The sequence below is a fragment of the Streptococcus sp. 151470009-6 genome (assembly GCF_053628175.1).
Map to the genome: position 1 here is coordinate 66,375 of NZ_JBSEZF010000003.1, position 26,535 is coordinate 92,909.

Annotated in this window: 29 protein-coding genes; 23 read left to right on the forward strand and 6 right to left on the reverse strand. The window is 41.7% G+C overall.

Going from position 1 to position 26,535, the window contains the following annotated elements:
• The first annotated feature begins 29 nt into the window (after nt 1–29).
• The 3 genes from ACUW6H_RS05360 (at nt 30) to ACUW6H_RS05370 (ending at nt 3,388) form a co-directional block, all read left to right on the forward strand.
• The gene (locus ACUW6H_RS05360) at nt 30–860 is read left to right on the forward strand and encodes a glycosyltransferase (RefSeq protein ID WP_454362178.1); all 831 of its coding nucleotides are present in this window, start codon (nt 30–32) and stop codon (nt 858–860) included.
• An 82-nt stretch (nt 861–942) separates the two neighbouring features.
• Nucleotides 943–2,799: a polysaccharide biosynthesis protein gene (locus ACUW6H_RS05365; RefSeq protein WP_001035411.1), complete on the forward strand. Its 1,857-nt coding sequence runs from the start codon at nt 943–945 to the stop codon at nt 2,797–2,799.
• 166 nt (nt 2,800–2,965) lie between these two features.
• Nucleotides 2,966–3,388, forward strand: coding sequence for a DUF805 domain-containing protein (locus ACUW6H_RS05370; protein ID WP_096408590.1), 423 nt, complete (start codon nt 2,966–2,968; stop codon nt 3,386–3,388).
• 124 nt (nt 3,389–3,512) lie between these two features.
• Here the strand turns inward: ACUW6H_RS05370 and ACUW6H_RS05375 are convergent, their stop codons facing one another.
• From ACUW6H_RS05375 to sdaAB, 3 genes are read right to left on the reverse strand one after another with little or no spacing between them, the layout of a single operon-like run.
• Nucleotides 3,513–4,142: an HAD-IA family hydrolase gene (locus ACUW6H_RS05375; RefSeq protein ID WP_454362181.1), complete on the reverse strand. Its 630-nt coding sequence runs from the start codon at nt 4,140–4,142 to the stop codon at nt 3,513–3,515.
• Nucleotides 4,143–4,163: 21 nt separating this feature from the next.
• Nucleotides 4,164–5,036, reverse strand: a complete 873-nt coding sequence (gene sdaAA, locus ACUW6H_RS05380) for an L-serine ammonia-lyase, iron-sulfur-dependent, subunit alpha (RefSeq protein WP_000500048.1) — start codon at nt 5,034–5,036, stop codon at nt 4,164–4,166.
• 8 nt (nt 5,037–5,044) lie between these two features.
• Nucleotides 5,045–5,716, reverse strand: coding sequence for an L-serine ammonia-lyase, iron-sulfur-dependent subunit beta (gene sdaAB / locus ACUW6H_RS05385; protein ID WP_061853263.1), 672 nt, complete (start codon nt 5,714–5,716; stop codon nt 5,045–5,047).
• Between the two features lie 241 nt (nt 5,717–5,957).
• Here sdaAB and apf point away from each other — a divergent pair, with 241 nt between their 5' ends.
• Nucleotides 5,958–6,584 (forward strand): aggregation-promoting factor, encoded by a 627-nt coding sequence (gene apf / locus ACUW6H_RS05390; protein WP_447266378.1) that lies wholly within the window; start codon nt 5,958–5,960, stop codon nt 6,582–6,584.
• Nucleotides 6,585–6,599: 15 nt separating this feature from the next.
• On the opposite strand, the gene ACUW6H_RS05395 is transcribed toward apf, so the two are convergent.
• Nucleotides 6,600–7,463, reverse strand: coding sequence for a helix-turn-helix domain-containing protein (locus ACUW6H_RS05395; protein WP_001268190.1), 864 nt, complete (start codon nt 7,461–7,463; stop codon nt 6,600–6,602).
• Nucleotides 7,464–7,841: 378 nt separating this feature from the next.
• On the opposite strand from ACUW6H_RS05395, the gene ACUW6H_RS05400 reads away from it, so the two are divergent.
• From ACUW6H_RS05400 to mnmG, 7 genes are all read left to right on the forward strand, one after another.
• The gene (locus ACUW6H_RS05400) at nt 7,842–8,126 is read left to right on the forward strand and encodes a lactococcin 972 family bacteriocin (protein WP_000737526.1); all 285 of its coding nucleotides are present in this window, start codon (nt 7,842–7,844) and stop codon (nt 8,124–8,126) included.
• A 54-nt stretch (nt 8,127–8,180) separates the two neighbouring features.
• Nucleotides 8,181–10,289: a bacteriocin-associated integral membrane family protein gene (locus ACUW6H_RS05405; protein WP_049538052.1), complete on the forward strand. Its 2,109-nt coding sequence runs from the start codon at nt 8,181–8,183 to the stop codon at nt 10,287–10,289.
• Nucleotides 10,286–10,915, forward strand: coding sequence for an ABC transporter ATP-binding protein (locus ACUW6H_RS05410; RefSeq protein WP_049538054.1), 630 nt, complete (start codon nt 10,286–10,288; stop codon nt 10,913–10,915). The genes ACUW6H_RS05405 and ACUW6H_RS05410 overlap by 4 nt, the downstream gene beginning before the upstream one ends.
• Before the next feature lie 501 nt (nt 10,916–11,416).
• Entirely contained in the window at nt 11,417–11,623 is a 207-nt protein-coding gene (locus ACUW6H_RS05415) for a hypothetical protein (RefSeq protein ID WP_454362187.1), read from the forward strand.
• 321 nt (nt 11,624–11,944) lie between these two features.
• On the forward strand, nt 11,945–13,066 hold the full coding sequence (gene mnmA, locus ACUW6H_RS05420; protein WP_454362189.1) for a tRNA 2-thiouridine(34) synthase MnmA: 1,122 nt from the start codon (nt 11,945–11,947) through the stop codon (nt 13,064–13,066).
• 139 nt (nt 13,067–13,205) lie between these two features.
• Entirely contained in the window at nt 13,206–13,661 is a 456-nt protein-coding gene (locus ACUW6H_RS05425) for an NUDIX hydrolase (RefSeq protein ID WP_096408571.1), read from the forward strand.
• A gap of 8 nt (nt 13,662–13,669) precedes the next feature.
• Complete coding sequence (gene mnmG, locus ACUW6H_RS05430) at nt 13,670–15,583, forward strand: tRNA uridine-5-carboxymethylaminomethyl(34) synthesis enzyme MnmG (protein ID WP_454362192.1); 1,914 nt, start codon at nt 13,670–13,672, stop codon at nt 15,581–15,583.
• Nucleotides 15,584–15,632: 49 nt separating this feature from the next.
• On the opposite strand, the gene rnjA is transcribed toward mnmG, so the two are convergent.
• Complete coding sequence (gene rnjA, locus ACUW6H_RS05435; RefSeq protein WP_096408568.1) at nt 15,633–17,312, reverse strand: ribonuclease J1; 1,680 nt, start codon at nt 17,310–17,312, stop codon at nt 15,633–15,635.
• A 1-nt stretch (nt 17,313) separates the two neighbouring features.
• Complete coding sequence (locus tag ACUW6H_RS05440) at nt 17,314–17,547, reverse strand: DNA-dependent RNA polymerase subunit epsilon (protein WP_000639585.1); 234 nt, start codon at nt 17,545–17,547, stop codon at nt 17,314–17,316.
• 298 nt (nt 17,548–17,845) lie between these two features.
• On the opposite strand from ACUW6H_RS05440, the gene ACUW6H_RS05445 reads away from it, so the two are divergent.
• The 12 genes from ACUW6H_RS05445 (at nt 17,846) to ACUW6H_RS05500 (ending at nt 26,484) form a co-directional block, all read left to right on the forward strand.
• On the forward strand, nt 17,846–18,004 hold the full coding sequence (locus ACUW6H_RS05445) for a hypothetical protein (protein ID WP_454362195.1): 159 nt from the start codon (nt 17,846–17,848) through the stop codon (nt 18,002–18,004).
• Between the two features lie 235 nt (nt 18,005–18,239).
• Nucleotides 18,240–18,455 carry a hypothetical protein gene (locus tag ACUW6H_RS05450; protein ID WP_454362197.1) on the forward strand — a complete coding sequence of 72 codons (216 nt, stop codon included), beginning with the start codon at nt 18,240–18,242 and terminating at the stop codon, nt 18,453–18,455.
• A 253-nt stretch (nt 18,456–18,708) separates the two neighbouring features.
• Nucleotides 18,709–19,392 carry a tRNA (adenosine(37)-N6)-threonylcarbamoyltransferase complex dimerization subunit type 1 TsaB gene (gene tsaB / locus ACUW6H_RS05455; protein ID WP_454362199.1) on the forward strand — a complete coding sequence of 228 codons (684 nt, stop codon included), beginning with the start codon at nt 18,709–18,711 and terminating at the stop codon, nt 19,390–19,392.
• Nucleotides 19,389–19,826 (forward strand): ribosomal protein S18-alanine N-acetyltransferase, encoded by a 438-nt coding sequence (gene rimI / locus ACUW6H_RS05460; protein ID WP_454362201.1) that lies wholly within the window; start codon nt 19,389–19,391, stop codon nt 19,824–19,826. The genes tsaB and rimI overlap by 4 nt, the downstream gene beginning before the upstream one ends.
• A complete protein-coding gene (tsaD, locus tag ACUW6H_RS05465; protein WP_454362203.1) occupies nt 19,816–20,826 on the forward strand; it encodes a tRNA (adenosine(37)-N6)-threonylcarbamoyltransferase complex transferase subunit TsaD in 1,011 nt (336 codons plus the stop codon). Before rimI ends, tsaD begins: the two co-directional genes overlap by 11 nt.
• A gap of 96 nt (nt 20,827–20,922) precedes the next feature.
• Nucleotides 20,923–21,786, forward strand: coding sequence for an XRE/MutR family transcriptional regulator (locus ACUW6H_RS05470; RefSeq protein ID WP_454362205.1), 864 nt, complete (start codon nt 20,923–20,925; stop codon nt 21,784–21,786).
• A 115-nt stretch (nt 21,787–21,901) separates the two neighbouring features.
• A complete protein-coding gene (locus tag ACUW6H_RS05475; protein ID WP_444817576.1) occupies nt 21,902–22,570 on the forward strand; it encodes a lysostaphin resistance A-like protein in 669 nt (222 codons plus the stop codon).
• Nucleotides 22,571–22,773: 203 nt separating this feature from the next.
• Nucleotides 22,774–23,382 (forward strand): hypothetical protein, encoded by a 609-nt coding sequence (locus tag ACUW6H_RS05480; RefSeq protein ID WP_454362208.1) that lies wholly within the window; start codon nt 22,774–22,776, stop codon nt 23,380–23,382.
• A gap of 141 nt (nt 23,383–23,523) precedes the next feature.
• Nucleotides 23,524–24,219, forward strand: a complete 696-nt coding sequence (locus ACUW6H_RS05485; protein ID WP_220106702.1) for an AzlC family ABC transporter permease — start codon at nt 23,524–23,526, stop codon at nt 24,217–24,219.
• The gene (locus tag ACUW6H_RS05490) at nt 24,209–24,532 is read left to right on the forward strand and encodes an AzlD domain-containing protein (protein ID WP_454362211.1); all 324 of its coding nucleotides are present in this window, start codon (nt 24,209–24,211) and stop codon (nt 24,530–24,532) included. The genes ACUW6H_RS05485 and ACUW6H_RS05490 overlap by 11 nt, the downstream gene beginning before the upstream one ends.
• Before the next feature lie 102 nt (nt 24,533–24,634).
• Nucleotides 24,635–25,477 (forward strand): amino acid ABC transporter substrate-binding protein, encoded by an 843-nt coding sequence (locus ACUW6H_RS05495; protein WP_096408542.1) that lies wholly within the window; start codon nt 24,635–24,637, stop codon nt 25,475–25,477.
• A gap of 152 nt (nt 25,478–25,629) precedes the next feature.
• On the forward strand, nt 25,630–26,484 hold the full coding sequence (locus ACUW6H_RS05500; protein ID WP_061407494.1) for a MetQ/NlpA family ABC transporter substrate-binding protein: 855 nt from the start codon (nt 25,630–25,632) through the stop codon (nt 26,482–26,484).
• The last annotated feature ends 51 nt before the right edge of the window (nt 26,485–26,535 follow it).

Consider the following 26,535-nt stretch of genomic DNA (forward strand, 5'->3'; position numbering starts at 1 on the left):
GAAGGAAATCTATATATTGGAGAAAAACTGTGTCTGAAAAGCAAAAAATCAGCGTCTTGATGTCGATCTATGTAAAGGAAAATCCGACATTTTTGAGAGATGCCATCAAAAGTGTTCAAAACCAGACCTTAAAACCGAGTGAGCTTGTTCTCGTAGAGGATGGGCCTCTCACACCAGAACTCTATCAGGTGCTAGATGAAGTGGAAGCTCAGTCAGACATTCCAGTGAAACGTTGCCCCTTAGAGGAAAATCAAGGTTTAGGTTTGGCTCTTCGATACGGTGTTTTACAGTGTCAGTACGATATCATCGCTCGCATGGATACGGATGATATAGCGGTAGCTGACCGCTTTGAAAAGCAAGTCCAACTAATGGAAGAGGAAAATCTGGATCTCTTAGGTGGACATATTGCAGAATTTATTGACAATCCTGACGAGATTGTTTCTTACCGTCGTGTCCCAACTCGGCATGCAGACATTGTGGCTTATCAAAGAATGAGAAGTGCCTTCAACCATATGACAGTGATGTTCAAAAAGGACATGGTCCTCAAGGCGGGTAACTATGAAGATGGCCTTTACATGGAGGATGATCTCCTCTGGCTCAATATGATTGCCGCAGGAGCTAAGACTGGAAATCTGGATCAGATCTTGTGTCAGGTTCGTGTCGGTGCAGGGATGTTTGAACGTCGTGGTGGTTTGCGCTACCTCAAACTCTATCGCCAGGCCCGTCAGCGCATGCTTGAGAGAGGGCAAATTTCCTACATGGAATATGCGAAAAGCATTGCCATTCAAGCAATCGTTGCACTCTGCCCAGGCTTTGTACGTCAGTTTATCTTTGTCAAACTTCTAAGAAAAAGCAAATAAGCCTCGGATTGAGTATGATGAAACGAGGCATATTATGATGAAAACAGCTTTATCCGACTCTTGTAAGGGGGAGTAAACTTCGATGAATAAAAAACTAGCAGATTATGTTATTGATCTGGTTGAAATTTTGAATAAACAACAAAAACAGGTGTTTTGGGGGATATTCGACATTCTGAGTATGGTGGTTTCCATCATCGTATCTTATATCTTGTTTTATGGCCTAATAAATCCTGCGCCTGTGGACTACGTGATCTATACTCTTTTAGCCTTCTTCTTCTATCAGATCATGATTGCTTTTTGGGGTCTGAATGCTAGTATTAGCCGCTACAGTAAGATTACGGATTTCATGAAAATCTTTTTTGGAGTAACATTTAGTAGTGTTCTTTCCTATGGAATCTGCTATGCCTTTCTTCCACTATTTTCTATCCGTTTCATCGTGCTCTTCATCTTGTTGAGTACCTTCCTCATCTTGCTTCCTCGTATCACTTGGCAATTGATTTACTCCAAACGTAAAAAAGGTAGTGGAGATGGGGAACACCGCCGGACCTTCTTGATTGGTGCTGGTGATGGTGGTGCCCTCTTTATGAACAGCTACCAACATCCAACTAGCGAACTTGAGCTAGTGGGAATTTTGGATAATGATGAAAAGAAAAAGGGACAAAAACTAGGTGGCATCCCAGTTTTGGGTTCCTATGACAATCTGCCTGAATTGGCTAAACGTCACCAAATCGAGCGTGTCATCGTAGCGATTCCTTCACTTGACCCTTCAGAGTACGAACGCATCTTGCAGATGTGTAATAAGCTAGGCGTCAAATGTTACAAGATGCCTAAGGTTGAGACAGTTGTGCAAGGACTTCACCAACCAGGTGGAGGCAGTGGCTTCCAGAAAATTGATATCACAGACCTTTTAGGACGCCAGGAAATTCGTCTGGATGAGTCCCGTCTGGGTTCAGAACTGACAGGTAAGACTATCTTGGTGACAGGAGCTGGTGGTTCGATTGGTTCGGAGATTTGTCGTCAGGTTAGCCGCTTCAATCCAGAGCGTGTCATCTTGCTGGGGCATGGCGAAAACTCCATCTACCTCGTTTATCATGAATTGATCCGTACATTCCAAGGGATTGATTATGTTCCTGTCATTGCAGATATTCAGGATTATGACCGTCTCTTACAAGTGTTTGAGCAGTACAAGCCAGCCATTGTCTACCATGCTGCTGCCCACAAGCACGTTCCGATGATGGAGCGCAATCCAAAAGAAGCCTTCAAAAACAATATCCTCGGAACCTACAATGTTGCCAAGGCTGTGGATGAGGCCAAAGTACCTAAGATGGTCATGATTTCGACTGACAAGGCGGTCAATCCACCCAATGTTATGGGGGCAACCAAGCGCGTGGCAGAATTGATTGTCACTGGCTTTAACCAACGTAGCAAATCAACCTACTGTGCAGTTCGTTTTGGAAATGTTCTTGGTAGCCGTGGTAGCGTGATTCCTGTCTTTGAACGTCAAATTGCTGAAGGTGGTCCTGTTACGGTGACAGACTTCCGTATGACACGTTACTTCATGACCATTCCAGAGGCCAGTCGTCTGGTAATTCATGCTGGCGCTTATGCCAAGGACGGAGAAGTCTTTATCCTTGATATGGGCAAACCAGTCAAGATCTATGACTTGGCTAAGAAAATGGTCCTTCTAAGCGGACATACAGAAAGTGAAATTCCAATCGTTGAAGTTGGGATTCGACCAGGGGAAAAACTCTATGAAGAACTCTTGGTTTCGACCGAATTGGTTGATAATCAAGTCATGGACAAGATTTTCGTTGGTAAGGTAAATGTCATGCCTCTAGAAGCCATCAATCAAAAAATAGAGGAGTTCCGTTCACTCAGTGGAGATGAGCTCAAAGAAGCAATCATTTCTTTTGCAAATGAGACAACCCATGCTGAGTAAGGATTTCGACTGATTTTTAAAATGAAAATGCTAAACCAGTTTTCTGTTTAAAGCAGGAGGCTGGTTTTTGAGAATTAAGTAGATCTGAAACGATAGATTTATTTTCGAAACCAAGATAAAGATATGGGCTAGATGGTGAATAGATATAATGAAAGGAGGTCCATGCATGCTGAATGCTTATAAAAATTTTTGGAAGGGGTATTTAAATTTTTCTGGTCATTCTACACGTCCAGAGTTTTGGTGGGTTTGGCTGCTAAATATGGTGATTTTCTTTCCCGTCTACTACTCGCTGTTCACTGGATTAGAATTTGACAACCCCATCATCAATATAGCGCTTTTCAGTATGTATATTATTTTGTTGCTAGTTGAGTTTGTTCCTCTACTAGCACTGATAGTACGTCGCTTACGAGATGTGGGTATCCATTGGGCCTATATCTTTATTGTATTTGTCCCTTTGGGTGCATTAACACTGTTAATTATGCTCGCTATGCCCAGTCAACGCTTTGAAGAAAAAGTAATAAAAAATAGCGAAAAAAATGAAGAGAATAAGAAAGACTCTCAGTTTGAAGACATGGTACGAAAATATTAAGCTATTTTTAGTCTAGTTAAAAACGGCTGAGTCGTTTCACAGCAAATAATCGCTTATAGTAACAACCTATACAAAAAAATACTCCTCGACCTAGTTCACTAGTGTTAGGAGTATTTTTGTATGATTAGAGCTGGCTAATAATATCGTCAATGGTATGAGCAATCCAGTCAGGTTGATAGCTGAGTAAATCGGCCTCTTCTCCAAATCCCCAAGTAACAGCGAACTTTTTAATGCCAGTTTCTTGGGCTCCAATCATATCAAACTTGGTGTCCCCGATAATGAGGACTTGGTCTGCAGGCAGTTGATGCATCTGCAAGGCGTAACGGATGACATCCGCCTTGTGTGGCGTTTCAGGACTGGAACCATAAATGCCATCAAAGAAATGATGGATTCCCAGATTTTTAGTCATATCCTGGGCAGTCGGAGTATTCTTTGTTGTAGTGATATAGAGAGGGTAGTTTTGAGAGAGTTCTTGGAGCAATTCCGTCATTCGGGGGAAGAGTTGCGCTTCGTGAATCCCTTTTTCCTTGTAGTAAGAACGGTAGATTTGCACAGCCTCTGAGATTTGTTCTTTTGGAAGGCAAGTCGCAAAACTACTTTCAAGAGGCGGACCCATGAAACCTCGAATAGTTTTGGCATCAGGGCTAGGCACTCCTAGCTCTTTAAAGGTATGGGTAAAGGCATTGTGGATCCCGATGGAACTGTCAACCAGGGTTCCGTCTAGATCAAAAAAGATTGCTGAGATAGAGGGCATACTTTCTCCTAATAGATGAGTTTATTCGCCGAAGATTTCTTTTTGTAGGCGACGACCAGTAGGTGTGGCAGCGAGTCCACCCTCAGCCGTTTCACGAAAGGCAGTTGGAAGACTTGATCCGACTTGGTACATGGCATCGATGACTTCGTCAACAGGGATCTTAGACTCGATACCTGCCAAGGCCATATCTGCTGCGATAAAGGCAAAGCTGGCTCCCATGGCATTGCGCTTAACACAGGGAACTTCGACCAAACCAGCGACGGGGTCGCAGATGAGGCCCAGCATATTTTTAATGACAAAGGCAATGGCTTGGCTAGCCTGATAGGGCGTTCCACCTGCGGCCAAGGTCAAGGCTGCGGCACTCATGGCAGAGGCAGAGCCGACTTCGGCTTGACAGCCACCTTCAGCACCTGAGATAGAAGCGTTGTTTGCGATAACCAATCCAAAGGCACCTGCGGCAAAGAGGAAATCCAGCTGTTCTTCGTGGCTGAGGTCAAGTTTTTGGATAGCAGCAGTGAGAACAGCTGGCAAACAACCAGCGCTTCCTGCGGTTGGAGTGGCGCAGACCAAGCCCATTTTAGCGTTGTGTTCATTGACTGCGATGGCATTTCGGGCTGCTGATAGGATGGTAAAATCTGACAAGGCCTTGCCACTTTTGAGATGGCGATCTAGCTTGGCCGCATCGCCACCTGTTAGGCCACTGCGGGATTTGTTTTCACTAAGACCGAGCTCAACGGAGGCTTTCATGACTTCTAGATTGCGTTCCATGAGGAGGAGAACTTCGTCTCGGCATCGGCCGGTCAGTTCATATTCTGTCGCAATCATGAGCTCTGCAACATTTCCTCGGAAGTCTAGATCCGCCTGCTCGACCAATTCTTTGATAGAATAAAACATGTTTCCTCCTACTTAAAGAAATTGACATTATGGAGATGAGGGATTTTTCGGATTTCTTCAATCGCCTCTTCGCAACTTCGACTATCGACTTCGATAATCATGATAGCTTTTTCTCCAGCTTTTTCCCGAGTCACATTCATCTGGGCGATGTTGATGTCAAAACGAGAGAGGGCTTCTGTGACATGGGCAATCATACCCGGAATATCCTGATGCACGATGATGATAGTCGGGGTATTCATGTTAAGAGAGACGGCAAAGCCATTGAGTTCCGTGACCTGGATATTTCCCCCACCAATGGAAATCCCTGTCACACTAATGGACTTGTGTTCATTCTTTACAGTGATTTTAGTGGTGTTAGGGTGAGGAGCATTGCTGTCTTTCTGAATGGTCCAGACAATCTTGATACCCCGTTTATGGGCAATCTCTAGACTATTTGGAATGTCGGGATCGTCCGTATCCATACCTAAAATACCAGCGACGAGAGCAAGGTCAGTTCCATGACCACGGTAGGTCTTGGCAAATGAGTTAAATAATTGAAATTCTACCTCTGTTGGCGTATCGTCAAAGATGGATGAGACGATTTTTCCGATACGAACAGCACCAGCAGTATGGCTACTTGATGGGCCAATCATGACAGGTCCGATAATATCAAAGACAGATTGAAAACGAAGTGAGTGCATCTGTTTCCCCTTACAAAGATTCTTATATCTATTATATCAAAGAATGGACCGCTACGCTTATTTCCCTAATCAAAACCTCAAAATGATTAAAGATAGTATAAAATAAGGCCTTTTGTGACAAAAACCTCCTTAAAACGGTAAATATAAAACATTTTTGTAATATTTCTACACAAAACCGTCAAGAAATGGTAACATTCGAGGAGTAAAATAGTATCATAGATAAAAAGGAGAATTTTTAGATATGACATTAACAACTAAAAAAATCAAAACAACTTTTGCAGGACTAGCAGCCTTGCTTGCTTTCTTTGCACCAGCCCTTGCATCTGCACAAGAAACTGTAACTTACACAGTTAAATCAGGTGACACTCTTTCAGAAATCGCTGAGAAGTACAACACTACTGTTGAAAAATTGGCAGAAAAAAACAAGATTGAAAACATCCACTTGATCTTTGTGGACCAGGTTTTGGTCATCGAAGGAACAGCTCCATCGACAGCAACTGCAACCGCTGCAGCTTCTGCAACAACTTATGAAGTACCAGCTGCTACAGAAGAAACTGCAGAAGAAACAACTGAAACAACAACCTATGAAGCGCCAGCAGCTCCAGCAACAGAAAGCAACACTGCAGCAGCTTCTACTGTAAGTGGTTCTGAAGCAGAAGCCAAAGAATGGATCGCTCAAAAAGAATCAGGTGGTAGCTACACTGCTACAAACGGACGTTACATCGGACGTTACCAATTGACAGATTCATACTTGAACGGTGACTACTCAGCTGAAAACCAAGAACGTGTAGCAGATGCCTACGTTGCAGGACGTTACGGTTCATGGACAGCTGCCAAGAACTTCTGGCTTAACAACGGTTGGTATTAAGAATACAAGAGTCCTTTAGGGCTCTTTTTTGTTTACAAAGATGTTAACTTCTCGCTCTAGCTCTGTTAGTAAGTGTTCATCTTCTACTAGTTTAGCTAAGGAGAGTCCATTCTGTATCAACTGAGCATCATTAGCACAAATGCCGATACGAATATAGGAAAACGCAAGTGTATCGTACTGTTTGCTTGCTTTTGCCTCCTCTAAGAGAGTGTAGCAAAGCTGTTTGCAAAGCAACTTATCACCATTGTAAAGATAAAGAGTTGAGAGATTCAGAAGCAACATCATACGAAGCTGAAAGACAGGACTATAGTGTTTATAAACCTCTAGTCGTTCGAGAATTTTTTCGGTAATCTGATGAATATACTCCATAGGAAAAGCAAAGAGAATGGTATTAAGGACTTTGAGGTCACTCTCATACCAAGTATCTTGTTTCTCAATCTTATCCCATAATCTGTTTACAATGTTGTCAACCTTACTTGACAATTTTTCTATCCCATTTTCACGGATGTAGATAACGATTTCGAGCATATCTTGCAACTGCTGGATGGGAAAATCATGATGTGTTTTTAGATAATGTTGGCATTTTTTGAGTAATTTACTTAAGTCGCTCGTACCACTAATAGAAGCCATTTTTAGAAAAGTCTGCATGATAGTTGATCGTTCACTTGGGTGGTAGAGATGGCAAATATATTCAAACTCTTCAAAACTCATATTAATTTGCTGGAGAAGAAATTCCATATTCTCATATTTTGGAGTTGTCTTGCCACTTTCTATTTTTGATAGGCTGGTTCTTGAGAGAACACCCCCACAGACCTCTTCTTGAGTCAATCCTTTTGACTCACGGATTTCTTTATAAACATTTCCAAAATCGTAGCGCATGATTCCCTCCTTATTTGTGAAAAAAGTTAACAATAAATTGAAACTGATTAAAAATATTGTATCATAGTAATATAAAAAGTAAAAAAGAAATCTAAAATAAATTTGTGAAAAAGGTTAACAAATTTTACGACAAGGTATATTGTATTTTATAATCAAGATGATGAAGTACTAAGGGGGTATCAAATGTATAAAAAAGTATATCGTCTGTTGTTATTTATGTTATGGATGGTTATTTTCTTCCCTTGGGGATGGCTCTTATAAAATTTTGATTAAGTAAAACGAAAGGAAGGTGAGTCCAATGGACTTCAATGTTTACAAATGAACCAATTCATCTGTTTCTGTGAAACAGTTCAAGATATAAGATGTGAGGAAAATATCATGAAAAAATTAGTAAAAATTGGTGTCGCAACCGTAATGGCATGTGGTCTGCTTGCTACGACAAATGCTTTAGCAGTATGGGTAGATGGTGGTCAATGGAACTATGGAGTAGGTTGGACAGGAACTTTTGGATATTCTGATTATTTACATTCTACTCGCTCTCATACAGCAACTGTCCGACATGGAGGTAGAATCTCTAAGGATCGTCAGGGTCCTAGGGTTTGGGCACAAGCTTCCCTTACTAAAATTCCGCCAACAGGATTAGAATATTTCTATGGATTTTAAGTGAAATTTTCCCTCTCCTATTAGGAGAGGGAGAACTTTATTGGAGGTATCTTTATGAAAAAAATCAGTAATTTCTGTATGTTACTACTGCTTCTGTGTACCACTTTCTTTGTTTTTAATGTAAACTATACACGAGAAGTAGTTCGGATTCAGGAAATGGGAAAGACAGCGAGTTCTTTGGATGTATACTTGAAAGATGTCAATGAACCTGCAGAATCTGTTCTTCGATTTTTTGAGTATGTATCAAAGGAATACAAAGTATCCATCATCAAAACAGACAGTGGTGATGAGGTAATCAAGTCTGGTGTTTTTGATAAAGATACCTTCCCCTACCAAGAGTTTGGGATTTCTTCCCTTGGTTTTACCACAGATGGTGAAGGAGTCTACAGTAATAAAGAAATTTCCAATAAACTTGGTACGATTCCGACCTTTCTAAAAGCCAAGCCTATTCAGCTTATGACTTTTCAAGCCTACATCAAGGATACATCTCGTAGTTTAAATGGTCGCTACACGATTAGTTCGGCTCAAGAGATGGATAGAGATCAGATTTTACAGAAGTGGAGTGATTTTTTCAAGACTGACCAGACTACCTTGCTAGAGCCAACCTACAAAAGTGCAGTGGAAGTCTTAAATCGAGATTTGCTCTTATCTGCTATTATTTTTGTCTTGGCTATTTTGCTTCTTGTCTTAGTAACAGTGTATCAGCCAATGATGGAGATGAAAAGAGTTGGGGTACAAAAATTACTTGGTTTTCAAGATCGGGCTGTTTTAGCTGATGTTGTGAAAGGCAACCTCTACCTCCTCCTAGGTGGGGCGCTTGTGATTAATCTAGGGGTGTTTTTCTTGCTTGATTATAAGCCGAAAGATTTGTTCCCTATGCTGTGGTTGTCTCATTTTTTGCTTTTGCAGCTTTATCTCTTTATCAGTTGGTTGACCTATCTCTTGATCCAAAAAATGACAATCAGCTCTCTGCTGAAAAGTTTTTCATCTTTTAAATTTGGTTTACTCTTTAATTATTTGATGAAAATTGGAACTACCATTTTACTGACAGTCTTGCTAGTTGGGGTAGGAAAAAGTTTGGAGCAAGAAAACAAAGAGTTGGATTACCAGAAACAGTGGATCAGTCAAGGAAATTATCTGACCTTGGAAACTTTCCAACTCAATGATAACCTGTGGCAAGAGCAGTTGGCAGGCTCAGGGCAAGCAGTGGATTATTTCTATCGATTTTATCAGGATTTGGTAGAAAAAACGCAGGCGGGCTATGTGCAAACTAGCAACCTGCCTATAAAAAATTTTGCCACTGCAGAACAAGTGCAGCGGTATCAACTGGCTGATATGCTAACTGTTTACTATGCCAACCGTCATTTTTTAGAAAGTCAGGGATTCAAGTTACCAGATACCGGCGCAAAAAAAGTTATTTTGATGCCAGCAAGTACGAAAGGTGAAGAAGATAAAAATCAGCTCTTGGGGAAATTAATTGCCTATCTTTCGATGAAGTATGAAGAGCAGCAAAAACGAACGATAGAGGAGATGGATGTCGAGATTGCCTATTATGAAGGAGATTGGTCGTTCTTTCCATATAGTGATAAGCGAAAGGAAAATCTCTACAATCCAATTATTAGCTTGGTCAATGATTCTGATATGATGTGGGATGAAAAAGCTCGCCTGTCAACAACAGGTTTAAATAACCCGATTAAAATCGAAAATACGGCTCAACACCAAAAAGAGGTGACAGCGTTAGTTGGGAAATTATCAGATGGGAATTATTTAAAATTTTCATCTATTCAAGCCATTCAACAAGATAAAGTAGATTCTTATCGAGATGCTGTTCGGAATTTCAACATACTCTTTGCTTTGGTTGGTCTTCTTAGTATGATGATTTCCTACTTCTTACTAGTAACAACTTTCTTATTGAAGCGAACAGATATCATCACCAAGAAGTTCATGGGTTGGAAATTGATAGATCGGTATCGTTCTTTCTTGAGGATTCTCTTGTTGGTATATAGCCTCCCTTTTGTAGTCCTGCTATTCTTTACACAGGCACTTTTCCCGCTCCTACTTTTTGCAGGATTTACAGGCTTAGATATCCTGTTTGTGCTTTTCTTGGGCTCTAAGATGGAAAAACGAAATGTAGTGCAGTTATTGAAAGGGGACATCTTATGATAAAGTTGGAAAATGTTACGAAAACCATTGGGAAAAAAGTTATTTTGGAGAATTTATCTCTAAAAATTAACCAAGGAGATTTAGTTGCCATTGTTGGGAAAAGTGGCAGTGGCAAGTCAACCTTGTTAAATCTTTTGGGTTTGATAGATGGCGATTACAGTGGACATTATGAAATTTTCGGTCAGCAAAATGTACCTGTCAATTCTGTTAAGTCGCAAGCGATTATCCGCGAACATATCTCCTATCTGTTTCAAAACTTTGCTCTGATTGATAATGAAACAGTAGAGTATAATCTCATGCTCGCTCTAAAGTATGTAAAATTATCCAAGAAGGACAAAGTCAAAAAGATAGAAGAAATTTTAGAGAGAGTGGGATTGTCATCAACTCTACATCAGAAGGTTTCAGAGTTATCTGGAGGGGAACAGCAACGAATCGCAGTTGCTAGAGCCATTTTAAAACCGAGTCAGCTCCTTTTAGCAGATGAACCAACCGGTTCTCTAGATCCTGAAAATCGAGATTTGGTTTTAAATTTTCTCTTAGATATGAACAAGGAAGGGAAAACGGTCATTATCGTTACCCACGATGCCTATGTGGCCGAACAGTGCCATCGAGTCATTGAATTGTGAAAAATACAGAAATCTTATCAAAAATCTTTAAACTTAAGGACACCTTTAAAATTTAATTTTAAAACACTAATTTATCAATATTTTTTGATTGATAAAAATAGAAAATCGGTTGTTTTGAGGAGATTCCCTAAAATTACCTTCTAACCACACTTACTAAAAAAGATAATTCCTATGGAGATTGTATGACTCTGAAGCTTCGAATGCCTTAGTTCTCGTGATTTTGAGCTATTCTAGCTTTAGAATCCTTCAGAACGTAAAATTTTAAGCAGTCAAAGACTTAGAATAACCATAAAACATTTATTTTATAGTAATTCTAAGCTTAGAATTGCATGGATATGTATGTATTTGACCTGTTCGATGGTTTGGACAGCTCTATTCTGAGAAATCTGAGCTATCAATGCTTTAGAATAGTATTTCGCCAAGGAATTTTGTTGAAGGATTGATTATTTTATGATACTCTAAAATAAAACTGATTTAATGTATTAAATGGAGAATCGTTACATGAAACATTTTTTTGCAGGAATTGGTGAGATAAGATTTATTAGTTATCTATTGTCTCTATGTGTAGGACTAGCCCCTCTTTTTCATATCTATGTCATAGGTTCGGAATTGAGTTTTGTGAACTTAGTATTATCTATTTTGGGAATTATATTTGTTTGTGTTTTAACTATTGCTCGAATTTATAGGAGTTTTTTCTATAAAGAATAGTTTGGATTTGAACTGTGTTTAAAAACAGAGGTTGGTCGATTGACAGCCTCTTTCTTGTCTTCTCCAACCAAGCGTGTTATAATGAATACTGCTCAAGCGACCTTCAATCGTTAAGCACACACGACCTTCAATCGTGAACTAGTCATTTCGTTTATCTTTTATTACGTCGTTAACTCGTCTTGCCTAACTCAAGTTATGCCTGCAACTCGTTGCCTAGTACTAAAAGCAAACGAAATGACTATACTCAAATAAATTCTATTGAAAGTCATAGTAAATAGAATTTTGAGGGGTATAAATAAACGAATAGATGGGAGACTTACCATGAGTGATAACTCTAAAACACGTGTTGTCGTGGGGATGAGTGGTGGTGTTGATTCGTCGGTGACGGCTCTTTTGCTCAAGGAGCAGGGCTACGATGTGATCGGTATCTTCATGAAGAACTGGGACGACACAGATGAAAACGGCGTCTGTACGGCGACCGAAGATTACAAGGATGTGGCTGCGGTGGCAGATCAGATCGGCATTCCTTACTACTCTGTCAATTTTGAAAAAGAGTACTGGGACCGCGTTTTTGAGTATTTCCTAGCGGAATACCGTGCAGGGCGCACGCCAAATCCAGATGTTATGTGCAATAAGGAGATCAAGTTCAAGGCCTTTTTGGACTATGCTATGACCTTGGGTGCAGACTATGTAGCGACTGGGCATTATGCTCGAGTGGCGCGTGATGAGGATGGCATCGTTCACATGCTTCGTGGCGTGGACAATGGGAAGGACCAGACCTATTTCCTCAGTCAACTTTCGCAAGAACAACTCCAAAAAACCATGTTCCCATTGGGACATTTGGAAAAGCCTGAAGTACGAAAACTAGCAGAAGAAGCAGGCCTTGCGACTGCCAAGAAGAAAGACTCGACAGGGATTTGCTTTATCGGAGAAAAGAACTTTAAAGAATTTCTCAGCAACTACCTGCCAGCCCAGCCAGGTCGCATGATGACTGTGGATGGACGCGATATGGGTGAGCATGCGGGTCTGATGTATTATACGATTGGTCAGCGTGGCGGACTCGGTATCGGTGGGCAACACGGCGGTGACAATGCGCCGTGGTTCGTTGTCGGAAAAGACCTCAGCAAGAATATCCTCTATGTCGGACAAGGTTTCTACCATGATTCGCTCATGTCAACCAGCCTAGAGGCCAGTCAAGTTCACTTTACTCGTGACATGCCAGAGGAATTTACACTAGAATGTACAGCTAAATTCCGCTACCGTCAGCCTGATTCTAAGGTGACTGTACATGCCAAAGGAGACAAGGCAGAAGTCATCTTTGCAGAGCCACAGCGCGCCATCACACCAGGACAGGCAGTTGTCTTTTACGATGGCGAAGAGTGTCTAGGTGGTGGTTTGATTGACAATGCTTATCGAGATGGACAGGTTTGTCAGTACATTTAGATTGACAAATTTTCTCAATTTGCTACAATAATAAAAGCAATAGAAATGATGGTCAAAGCTCATGGATGTTGCAGGCTTTTTGTCCTGCACTTCTTTGGAGTTTTGACTGTTTTTGTTTCGTTTTGAGGAAAGGAAAGAGATGACTCAAGTGGATTTTCGGACCAAAGTGGGAAATACGGTTTTTGGAGTTCGGGCGACAGCCTTGATTGTCCAAAATAATCAGCTTTTGGTTACAAAAGATGAGGGCAAGTATTACACTATCGGTGGTGCGATCCAAGTCAATGAAAGCACGGAAGACGCGGTAGTCCGTGAAGTGATGGAAGAACTGGGTGTCAAAGCTCAAGCTGGACATCTAGCTTTTGTGGTTGAAAATCGTTTTGAACAAGACGGTGTTTCCTATCACAACATTGAGTTTCATTATCTGGTGAACTTACTTGAAGATGCTCCATTGACCATGCAGGAAGACGAAAAAATGCAGCCTTGTGAGTGGATTGATTTGGATAAGCTCCAGAATATCCAGCTAGTTCCAGCCTTTTTAAAAACAGCCCTACCAGATTGGGACGGCCAACTAAGACACATTCATCTTGAGGAATAGGAGAGAAAATGACTTATAATTTTACGGAAGAATACGATATTATTGTAATCGGTGCGGGACACGCTGGAGTCGAGGCTTCCTTAGCTGCCAGCCGTATGGGCTGTAAGGTCTTGCTTGCGACCATCAACATTGAAATGCTGGCTTTCATGCCTTGTAACCCTTCTATCGGTGGTTCTGCCAAGGGGATTGTCGTGCGTGAAGTCGATGCCCTCGGTGGCGAAATGGCTAAAACCATTGACAAGACCTACATCCAGATGAAGATGCTCAACACTGGGAAAGGTCCAGCTGTTCGTGCCCTTCGTGCGCAGGCTGACAAGGAACTCTACTCTAAAGAAATGCGCAAAACCGTCGAAAATCAAGACAACCTGACCCTTCGTCAAACCATGATTGATGAGATTTTGGTGGAAGATGGCAAGGTTGTCGGTGTTCGTACAGCTACCCATCAAGAGTATGCTGCCAAGGCTGTTATCGTGACGACAGGGACAGCCCTCCGTGGGGAAATCATCATCGGAGACCTCAAGTACTCATCAGGACCTAACCACAGCCTAGCTTCGATTAACCTAGCTGATAATCTCAAGGAACTTGGGCTTGAAATTGGTCGTTTCAAGACAGGAACCCCTCCACGTGTCAAGGCTTCTTCTATCAACTACGATGTGACAGAAATTCAGCCAGGAGATGAAGCGCCAAATCACTTCTCTTATACTTCACGTGATGAGGACTATGTTAAGGATCAAGTGCCATGCTGGTTGACCTATACCAATGGTACCAGTCATGAGATTATCCAAAACAACCTCCACCGAGCGCCTATGTTTACAGGTGTGGTCAAGGGAGTGGGGCCTCGCTACTGTCCGTCGATTGAGGATAAGATTGTGCGTTTTGCAGACAAGGAACGCCATCAACTCTTCCTTGAGCCAGAAGGGCGCAATACAGAGGAAGTTTATGTGCAAGGCCTCTCAACTAGCCTGCCTGAGGATGTCCAGCGTGAGCTGGTTCATTCTATCAAAGGTTTGGAAAATGCAGAGATGATGCGTACAGGTTATGCCATTGAGTATGATATGGTCTTACCACACCAGTTGCGTGCAACGCTTGAAACCAAGAAAATCTCAGGACTTTTCACAGCTGGCCAGACAAATGGTACATCTGGTTACGAAGAGGCGGCAGGCCAAGGGATTATCGCAGGTATCAATGCGGCTCTGAAAATCCAAGGCAAGCCTGAGTTGATTTTGAAGCGCAGTGACGGCTATATCGGGGTGATGATTGATGATTTGGTGACCAAGGGAACTATTGAACCCTACCGTCTCTTGACCAGCCGTGCTGAATACCGTCTCATCCTCCGCCATGATAATGCCGATATGCGTTTGACTGAGATGGGGCGCGAGATTGGGCTTGTTGACGATGAACGTTGGGCTCGTTTTGAAATCAAGAAAAATCAATTTGAAAATGAAATGAAGCGTTTAGACAGCATCAAACTCAAGCCAGTCAAGGAAACAAATGCTAAGGTTGAGGAGATGGGCTTCAAACCCTTGACAGATGCGGTGACAGCCAAGGAATTCCTTCGCCGTCCAGAAGTTTCTTACCAGGATGTGGTGGCCTTTATCGGACCTGCTGCTGAAGAGTTAGATGACAAGATTATCGAATTGATTGAAACAGAAATCAAGTACGAAGGCTATATTTCCAAAGCCATGGATCAGGTTGCTAAGATGAAACGCATGGAAGAAAAACGGATTCCAGCTAACATCGACTGGGATGACATTGATTCCATTGCTACAGAAGCGCGCCAGAAGTTCAAACTCATCAATCCAGAAACCATCGGCCAAGCTAGCCGTATTTCAGGTGTAAACCCAGCAGATATTTCTATTTTGATGGTCTATCTTGAGGGTAAAAATCGTAGTATTTCGAAGAATCAAGAAAAGAAAGCATAGAGAAAAACAGCTCCGAAGACGGGGCTGTTTTGTTGATTTTCGAAGAGTATTATTCTTCATCTGGTGTGAGGATCATCGGGATGATAATCGGTTCACGTTCAGTATTTTCATAGAGGAAGGGGCGAATGGCGTTGACAATAGCACCATTGACAGATTGCACGCTAGCATCTTTGTTTTTCAATGCGATACGAATGGCATTGAAGAGGATACGCTGGCTTTGGCGAATCAAGTCGCCAGACTCTCGCATGTAGACAAATCCTCGGCTGAGGATATCTGGACCAGACAAGATCATTTTAGACTTGAAGTCAACAGTTGCGACTGCTAGAACGACACCGTCTTCGGATAGATCACGACGGTCTTTGAGGACGGCTGCACCGATTTCACCGATACGATTTCCATCGACATAAATGTCTTGGGCATTGAAGTGACCTGCGATACGAGCTGAGTCAGCAGTAAGGGCAAGCACATCACCATTGCTCATGATAAAGATATTGTCCTTCTCAACACCAGTATCCACTGCTAGTCCAGCGTGGACTTTTTGCATGCGGTATTCGCCATGGACAGGCATGAAGTATTTAGGCTTGATCAAACGGAGCATGAGTTTTTGCTCTTGTTGACCACCGTGTCCAGAGGTGTGGATATTATTGATTTTGCCGTGAATGACTTCGACGCCAGCTTCTGAAATGATGTTAATCAGTTTGTTGACGCTAGTCGTATTTCCAGGGATTGGGCTAGAAGAGAAGATAACAGTATCGCCGGGTTGGAGTTGCACCTGGCGGTGAGTTCCATTAGCGATACGAGAGAGGGCTGCCATCGGCTCACCCTGACTACCTGTACACAGGATTAGAATCTCGCCTGCAGGGTAGTCTTTGATCTCATTTGGCTCGATAAAGGTTCCCTTAGGAGCTTTGATGTAGCCAAGCTCGATCCCGTTGACAATGGCCTTTTCCATCGAACGACCAAAGACCGCAATCTTGCGTCCAGTCTTAACAGCGGCATCTGTTGCTTGCTGGAGACGGAAGATATTTGAGGCAAAGGATGCAAAAATGATACGTCCTTCAATGCCTTGAATGATTTTCATGATGGACTGGCCAACGACTTTTTCAGAGTTGGTAAAGGTTGGCACTTCTGCATTTGTCGAGTCAGAGAGGAGACAGAGAACACCCTCTTCACCAAGGGCAGCCATCCGGTGCAAGTCTGCAGGTTCCCCAACTGGAGTAAAGTCAAACTTAAAGTCACCCGTACAGACGATTTTCCCTTGAGGAGTATGAATGACAATCCCCAAAGGCTCTGGAATGGAGTGAGTGGTTCTAAAGAAAGTTGCCTTGAGGTTTTTAAAGGTCAACTCAGTGTTGTGGTTGATTTCGTAAAGTTTGGCGTTGCGCAAGAGGCCGTGTTCTTCGAGTTTTCCACGGATCAAAGCCAGGGCAAGTGGCCCAGCGTAGATAGGGACATTTGCTTGCTTGAGCAGGAAAGGAATCCCACCGATGTGGTCCTCATGTCCGTGTGTAATCAAAACAGCCTTGACGCGGTCGATATTGTCCACGATGTAAGAGTAGTCAGGGATAACGTAGTCGATACCCAGCAAGTCATCTTCTGGGAATTTAATCCCAGCATCGACGATGATAATTTCGTCTTGGTATTCAATTCCGTAAGTGTTTTTCCCGATTTCTCCCAGACCACCGATGGCAAAAACGCCGACTTCTTCAGGTTTAAGAGTATAGGCCATATTAGAACTCCGTGATTTCGAAAGCGCCAGTTTCTTTTTCGTAATCTAGCAATTTGTCAGACAAGAGTTCGATAAATTCGATGTTGTACTCTGGGCGGTTTTCTTCGACAAGTTGGCGAGCAGCGATACGGCCCTCAAGTTCTGAGCTAGCATCGATGTCTAGGTAAAGTGAGCGTGTTGTTTCACGACGTGGGCTACGTTCTTTTGTTTCTTGATAAAAAACTTTGTAAATCATATAGTTCCTTTCTATTTACAGGTCAGCTTATTCCAAACTTTTAGTAGAGATTTGCTTGATTTCATTCCATTTTGTGTCTAGATTGACCTTGATTCGTTACAATTATTTCAATTATACCACAAAATGAAAAATTAGTAAAAGACGGAAAATGAGAAAGTAAAGACTGACAAAAGAGTAAAACTTGGATGACAAGATGAAATAAAATTGCTTTGAGCAAAAAAGAAAAAGCCCTTGAGAAATCTTAAGGGCAAGTCAAAAGGCTGAGACAAAACTCGGGGATTTTCCTGAAGCAGTTCAGGTGGCAGCACCTCTACCTGAAGCGAATGCATCGCAACCTTTGAATGACTTGTCACCAAATCAAACTCGATCTCAACCTTTACCTTATTTTATCATCTACGAGGCTAAGAAGTCAATCTATCAGTATAACGATGTAGAAATAGCACGGAGTGCTTACTAAAAGGTAAAGAAAAGCCCTTGACCGAAGTCAAGAGCCTACTAATAACATTGGGGGCGAACTAATCAATCGCAATTCCGGTTATTTAGAAGGCGAACCCTCAAGGACAGCACCACAGCCTGAAGAGCCAAAGGCTCAACCTGATTTTCCTACCAGTGTTGAATTACATTTTAACATTGATAGACCAACATTGTCAACAGTTTATATAAAAATAGCAATACCAAAAGGAGGATTAAGAATGTTTAGTTTGTTTGAATTTGCGATAGGAGCTCGCCTCTTGATGTTTATAGTCTTTGTAGCTTGTGTCTATGGGGGGAATGCCCTGTTTGTGCATCTGGAACACCGCAAAACAAAATTCCTTTGGAAGCTTGCTTTTGTGACGCTCTATTCAATTTTTCTCCTCCTGGTCACCTATGTTGTCTGGCTCGTTTTCTACTTTGGTTTAAATGCCTAAAGTCAATTATTCCTCTAGATATACAGAAAATCCACCTCGTCTTGATAGATGGGATGGATTTTTCTATTTTTAGGTGCTATCTTTATTGTTATGACGATGATTTCTAACGTCGAAAATCGAGTTAAGGCATATATGACTTATTTACACTTCTTTTTGTCTAAGTGGTAAGCCCTTTTGTTTCAAAAAGAAGAAAATTCCCATGCGTCAGCTTTTGTAGTATAATAGTAAGCAGACAAAAAGATAGGAATGTGTTATGAAAGTATTAGCTTTTGATACGTCCAGCAAGGCTCTTTCTCTCGCTATTTTAGAGGATAAGCAGGTTCTTGCCGAGACTATGATCAATATCAAGAAAAATCACAGTATTACCCTCATGCCTGCCATCGATTTTTTGATGGCCAGTCTGGATTGGACACCCAAGGACTTGGATCGTATCGTGGTGGCAGAGGGACCTGGTAGCTACACAGGTTTGAGAATCGCGGTAGCAACTGCCAAGACCTTGGCTCATACCCTGAACATCGAGTTAGTGGGGATGTCTAGCCTCTTGGCTCTGGTACCAAGCCAGAAAGAAGGCTTGGTAGTTCCTATTATGGATGCACGTCGCAACAATGTCTATGCTGGCTTTTATGAAAATGCTCAACCTGTCTTCCCTGAAGCACACCTGTCCTTTGCGGAAGTGCTAGAGCAGGTCAAGGATGCTGAACAGGTAACCTTTGTCGGAGAAGTTGGAGCCTTTGTGGAACAAATCCAAGAACAACTACCACAAGCCAGCTACCAAGAAACCTTGCCAAATGCAGCGAATCTAGCTCTTTGGGCCTGGGACAAGGAAGCAGACTCCTTGCACGACTTTGTGCCAAATTACCTCAAGCGTGTCGAAGCCGAGGAAAATTGGCTCAAGAACCACACCGAGTCTGGCGAGTCTTACATTAAACGCTTATGATAGAAATCAAACGAATCCAAAAACAGCCTGAACTAGCTCAAGCCATCTACGCTGTCATGGCGGATGTTTACTCAGTTAGCCCTTGGACGCTGGAACAAATCCAAGCAGCCCTGTCCCAAGACCAGACATGGTATGTTCTGGCTTTGGACGGGGCAGAAGTGATTGGCTTTCTAGCTGTTCAGGAGAATCTCTTTGAAGCAGAAGTCCTACAAATCGCTGTCAAAGGAGCCTATCAAGGGCAGAAAATCGCGACAGCCTTGTTTGCAACATTGCCGACAGATAAGGAGATTTTCCTCGAAGTCAGAAAGTCAAATCACCGAGCGCAAGCATTTTACAAGAAAGAAAAGATGGCGATCATCGCTGAGAGAAAGGCCTACTACCATGACCCAGTCGAGGATGCCATCATCATGAAGAGAGAAATAGATGAAGGATAGATATATTTTAGCATTTGAGACATCTTGTGATGAGACCAGTGTCGCTGTCTTAAAAAACGACGACCAGCTCTTGTCCAATGTCATCGCTAGTCAAATCGAGAGCCACAAACGTTTTGGTGGCGTAGTGCCAGAAGTGGCCAGTCGTCACCATGTCGAGGTTATTACGGCCTGTATCGAGGAGGCGCTAGCAGAAGCAGGGATTACCGAAGAGGACATAACAGCTGTGGCGGTTACCTATGGACCGGGCTTGGTTGGAGCTCTGCTAGTTGGTTTGTCAGCTGCCAAGACCTTTGCTTGGGCGCATGGCTTGCCGCTTATCCCTGTTAATCACATGGCTGGGCACCTGATGGCAGCTCAGAGTGTGGAGCCTTTGGAGTTTCCTTTGTTGGCACTCTTGGTCAGCGGTGGCCACACAGAGTTGGTCTATGTTTCTGAGGCTGGCGATTACAAGATTGTTGGGGAGACCCGAGATGATGCAGTTGGGGAAGCCTATGATAAGGTCGGCCGTGTCATGGGCTTGACCTATCCAGCCGGTCGCGAGATTGACGAGCTGGCCCATCAAGGTCAGGATGTTTATGATTTCCCACGTGCTATGATCAAGGAAGACAATCTGGAGTTTTCATTCTCTGGTTTGAAGTCTGCCTTTATCAATCTTCACCACAATGCTGAGCAAAAGGGAGAAAGCTTGTCTACAAAGGATTTGTCTGCTTCCTTCCAAGCAGCTGTCATGGATATTCTCATGGCAAAAACCAAGAAGGCTTTGGAGAAATATCCTGTTAAAACTCTGGTAGTGGCAGGTGGCGTGGCAGCCAATAAAGGTCTCAGAGAACGCCTAGCAGCCGAAATTACAGATGTCAAGGTCATCATTCCACCTCTGCGGCTCTGCGGTGACAATGCTGGTATGATTGCCTATGCCAGCGTCAGCGAGTGGAACAAAGAAAACTTTGCAGACTTGGACCTCAATGCCAAACCAAGTCTTGCCTTTGATACCATGGAATAAAGAGTCAGTTTGAATCTGGCTTTTTTGCTAAAATATTTTATAATATGTTAAAAAAGGAAAAGTTTTTACAAATAGAATAGTAAAGGGAGTTTGGCCATGATTGAAAAAATGGAATTGGGAGAATTTTACAAGGAATTGCGTCTGGCGAGAAAACTCAAGCAGTCAGATGTTGCTTGTGATGGACTGACAGCATCCCAGCTATCCAAGTTTGAACTGGGACAGTCTATGCTGTCTGCGGATAAGCTGATCCTAGCGATCCAAGGGATAAATGTGACCTTCGATGAATTTGGACACAAGCTTAATAACTATCAAGAATCTCCCCATATGAGATTTGGTAGAAGGGTTGTGGATCGCTTTGCCCATCAAGATATAGCAGGTTTAGAGCAACTATTAGAGAAGGTCGAGCAGGAACAGATGGCGCAGACTTATCGTCGTTTGAATGCTATTGTGATTAAAAATGCTATCCATTCCTTGGATAAAAGCTATCTACTCGAAGAGGAGGATCGTGAGTTTTTGACCACTTATCTCTATGCTATCGAGTCTTGGACCTGGTTTGAACTCTATATATTCTGTAATACCATGCCTTTCTTGAGTAATCAGGACCTAATCTTTTTATCAACCTCTTTACTTGAAAAATCAAAGGAATTTAAAGAATTGGCACACAATAGACTGTATATGAAACAAGGGCTGTTAAATATTATCTCAGAGCTCATGGAGCGTAAGCTTTTCTCTTACATCCCAATCTTTGAGTTCGAGTTGGAGAGCATGCTCCGTCCATACGATGTTTTTGAGAAATTATTGTGGCAGTTTTTAAAGAAGATGAGCATTTTCCTTCAAACCAAGGGAAGTAATCAAAAAGAGATTGAAGACTTTATCCAATCTCTACAAGTATTAGAAAATCCACAATTAACAGCCCTTTTTGAACTACGCTTACAGCAATATAAAGACCTTATCGATTAACAAACAATCGCAAAAATGAAATTTCTATAAGAAAAAATGTCAAATATGCGATTTTCTAAAATAGGGCATTTTTCGTGTTATACTGTCTTTATTTCATAGTATAGGAGAAAATAAAATGAAAAAGATAATCTCACGCTACTACTTGTTTGTAGCTATTCTACTTGTCATTACTGACCAGTTCTTGATTCGTCTGCTCTTACACAGCGACCTTGCTGCTGGTCTATCTGACTTTGCCTATTATTTGTCGGATATGATGTTGAATTTTCTTGTGGTTCTGCTTGCTATTATTGTTATGGTTTGGTCAGGTAAATGGCAGAAAATCAACAGTAGAAAATTTAAAGGGTCTTATCTTTTTTATTCCTTTTTAGCTCTTCTTGCTTTTGTTATTTGGAATTTTGTCACATTTGTTATTTTCCCACCTACCAAAAATGAAATTGCTTATCAACTGGATGTTCCTACTTTTACAGGTGCAACGGCATTTTTGATGTATTTTTTCTATCCTGTGATTGCAGGTCCCATTTTTGAAGAGATGATTTATCGTGGGTTGGTGATGACCGCTCTGGAAAAAGGAAAGAAATGGGGTCTGGATGTGCTTGGTTCTGCTGCTTTGTTTGGAATCTTGCACATTAGTAATCACGGTTGGGTCTTGACAGACTTTTTCGTATATATGGGTGGTGGCCTCATACTTGCAGTCTTGTTTAGAGTAACCAAGTCCATTTATTGGCCTATTGGACTGCATATAGTCAATAATGCCATTGGTCAAATTCTACCCTTGTTGTTTTAGAGTTTCTGCCAATCATAAAAACAAAAGAACTGACTAGCTAAGTATTATAAATAAGACTGTTTTTTCAGTCTTTTTTATTTTGACTGTCTGTTACTAATTTTTGAGTAGTCCTTTGTTTCCTCCAAATTTAGAGAATAAGTCTCAAAATGTAATCGGAAAATCCAAAGTTTGTCAGTCTGAGACTTTTTTTGTATTGTAGATATATGAGAATTACAAAAATAATCAGTAGTCTGCTTGCTCTTGGAGCTTTACTCATGCTTTTATCAGCTTGCCATAATATAAAAAAGACGCAACTGGTCTTGTTTGAATCCCTTTCTTTCGGTATGCCTGTTAAATCTTTTGAAAAAGTATTTGGAGAGGCTAGCCAAGTGGTGGAAGAAGAGGAAATGGCCTATCGCGATACTTGGCGTGCAGAAGATCTGTATTTCTATAAAACAGGTCGCCTTTTCTATGATTACGAAAATATTTCTTTGAAGGACCATAAAGGTCGAGTAAGATTCACATTTTCAAAATCGCATCGCTTGGAAGAAGCGACAGTTCATATTCCTGTAACTTCAAAGGTGGAGCAGAAAGTAGTGCTTAACAATCTATCCCAGACTGTAAAAAAAGAACTGGAAGAACTCCCAGATAACCAGTCCATGACCACTGATCCGGTAGGACTATACGATGACGGTTATCGCTACAAGGTCAAATTGAAAGGACAACAGTGGGAACTCTGGGTGGATGTCTATCCAACAGAAAATAAATATGCTACAGACACAGAAACCGATAAGTATACTATTCGAGTGGATCAATTTCTCATGTATCCATAAGCAGGTAAAATTTTTTTACAATGTTTACTAGCTCCAAGTTCCAAACTCTAAACTTTTTTCTCTTTTATGAATGTGTTATAATATTTCTTGCTGTGGCTGTGACCTTGAACAGCCTCAAACGAAGAAAATAAGAGGAAAAAGATGAAAGAAAAAGGATTTTGGGAAGGTGTTCAGGCTGCCATGCCGACTGCCCTTGGCTATGTTAGTATCGGTCTAGCTTGTGGGATTATCGGTGCGCCCTATGTGACACCTGTTGAGATGGGCCTGATGAGCCTCTTTGTTTATGCTGGGAGCGCCCAGTTTGCCATGTTGGCATTGATTGCGGTCCAAGCACCTGTAGCAGCCATTGCCATGACAGTCTTTTTAATCAATTTACGACTCTTTTTGCTGAGCTTGCATGCGTCGACCTATTTCCGTCATACCAGTCTCTGGCAAAATATCGGTATGTCTAGTCTCTTGACAGATGAGACCTACGGGGTTTTGATGGGAGAATTAGCCCATACAGATAAAGTCCATCCCATGTGGATGCATGGGAATAATCTCAACAGTTATGTAGCTTGGTTTGTTGGGACAGTTGTTGGGACAGCTCTAGGTGGTTTACTGCCAAATCCAGAAATCTTTGGCCTTGATTTTGCCCTTGTGGGAATGTTTATCGGGATTTTTGCTTCGCAGTTCCAGATTATGCAAAGACGGATTCCTGTCCGCAATCTGCTGAAAATCCTAGCAGTTGTTACGGTGTCTTTCTTTTTGCTCTTGACAGTGGTGTCTCAGTCTCTAGCTGTTCTATTTGCGACGCTACTTGGATGTACAATGGGGGTGGTCTTAGATGGTCAGTAAATATCTTTTGTTAGCCGTTATCTTTTCAGGCCTAGTGACTTGGATACCTCGTATGATTCCCTTCATCTTGGTTAAGTACAAGGGTTTGCCAGCTATCGTTGAGCGTTTTTTGAAATTTTTGCCTGTTTCCATCATCTTTGCCTTGATCCTTTCAAGTGTGGTGTCAGGTAAGGTTGGGAGCCTTCCTCAGATCAAGTGGCTGGACTTCATGGCAGTCTTTCCAACGGCTTGGGTAGCCTTTCGCTACCGCAATCTAGTGGGCACAGTTCTTTTTGGAGTGGTCTTGATTGCAGTCTTGCGTCTGGTCTTTTAGTCAGCCATAAAAAAAACCTATCACCGAGATAGATATCATATAATAGCGAAAAAAATTATTTTCTGATAAGATAGTAAGGTATTCTATTTTGGAGGAAATGACATGAAAAAAATCGTCAAATATTCATCTCTTGCTGCCCTAGGGCTTGTTGCTGCAGGTGTACTAGCAGCGTGCTCAGGTGGAGATAAGAAAGATGCAGCATCAGGTGAAGCAACATCTGGTAAAAAAGAAATCGTCGTAGCAACTAACGGTTCACCAAAACCATTTATCTATGAAGAAAATGGTGAATTGACTGGTTACGAGATTGAACTTATCCGTGCGATCTTTAAAGACTCTGACAAGTATGAAGTCAAGTTTGAAAAGACAGAATGGTCAGGGATTTTCCCAGGACTTGATAGTGATCGTTATCAAATGGCTGTTAACAACCTCAGCTATACCAAAGAACGTGCAGAAAAATACCTTTACGCAGCACCAACTGCTAAAAACCCTAACGTTCTCGTTGTGAAGAAAGACGACGATAGCATCAAATCTCTCGATGACATCGGTGGAAAATCTACTGAAGTTGTTCAAGGAACAACCTCAGCAAAACAATTGGAAGAATATAACAAACAACACGCAGACAATCCAACGGTTCTTAACTACACTAAGGCAGATTTCCAACAAATCATGTCTCGTTTGAGTGATGGACAATTTGACTACAAGATTTTTGATAAAATCGGTGTTGAGACAGTTATCAAAAACCAAGGTTTGGACAACTTGAAAGTCATCGAACTTCCAAGCGACCAACAACCTTACGTTTACCCACTTCTTGCTAAAGGTCAAGATGAGTTGAAATCATTTGTAGACAAACGTATCCAAGAACTCTACAAAGACGGAACTCTTGAAAAATTGTCTAAACAGTTCTTCGGAGACACTTATCTCCCAGCAGAAGCTGATATCAAATAAATTTGTAAATCATCCATTCTCTGGTAGATGGATGGTTTTCCATTCTGGAGGTATATAGTTTTAAACTATATGTCTGCCTATCTATTAACAATTTGTTAAATCAAACAATTTATGAGATACTGTTACAGTATTATTTTTAAGGAGAAAGAATCATGAAAATTAAAAAATGGCTCGGTGTAGCAGCTCTTGCTACAGTCGCAGGTTTGGCTCTTGCAGCTTGCGGAAATGCAGAAAAGAAAGCAGATAACGAAACAGTTGTCAAAATTGCAACAGTTAACCGTAGCGGTTCTGAAGAAGCACGTTGGGATAAAATCCAAGAATTGGTTAAAAAAGATGGCATTAAATTGGAATTCACAGAGTTTACTGACTACTCTCAACCAAACAAGGCAACTGCTGATGGCGAAGTAGACTTGAACGCTTTCCAACACTACAACTTCTTGAACAACTGGAACAAAGAAAACGGGAAAGACCTTGTAGCGATTGCAGATACTTATATCTCTCCAATCCGCCTTTACTCAGGTAAAAATGGGGAAGAAAACAAGTACACCAAAGTGGAAGAAATCCCAGATAACGGTGAAATTGCTGTACCAAACGATGCAACAAACGAAAGCCGTGCGCTTTACTTGCTTCAATCAGCTGGTTTGATCAAATTGGATGTTTCTGGAACGGCTCTAGCAACAGTTGCGAACATCAAAGAAAATCCAAAGAACTTGAAGATTACAGAATTGGACGCTAGCCAGACAGCTCGTTCATTGTCATCAGTTGACGCTGCCGTTGTAAACAATACCTTCGTTACAGAAGCAAAATTGGACTACAAGAAAGCACTCTTCAAAGAGCAAGCTGATGAAAACTCAAAACAATGGTACAACATCATCGTTGCGAAAAAAGATTGGGAATCATCACCTAAAGCTGATGCCATCAAGAAAATTATCGCGGCTTACCACACTGATGAAGTGAAAAAAGTCATCGAAGAAACATCAGACGGTTTGGACCAACCAGTTTGGTAATAAGACATAGGGAGGTGGGAGAGTTTCCACCTCTTGCTTTTGTCTAGACTG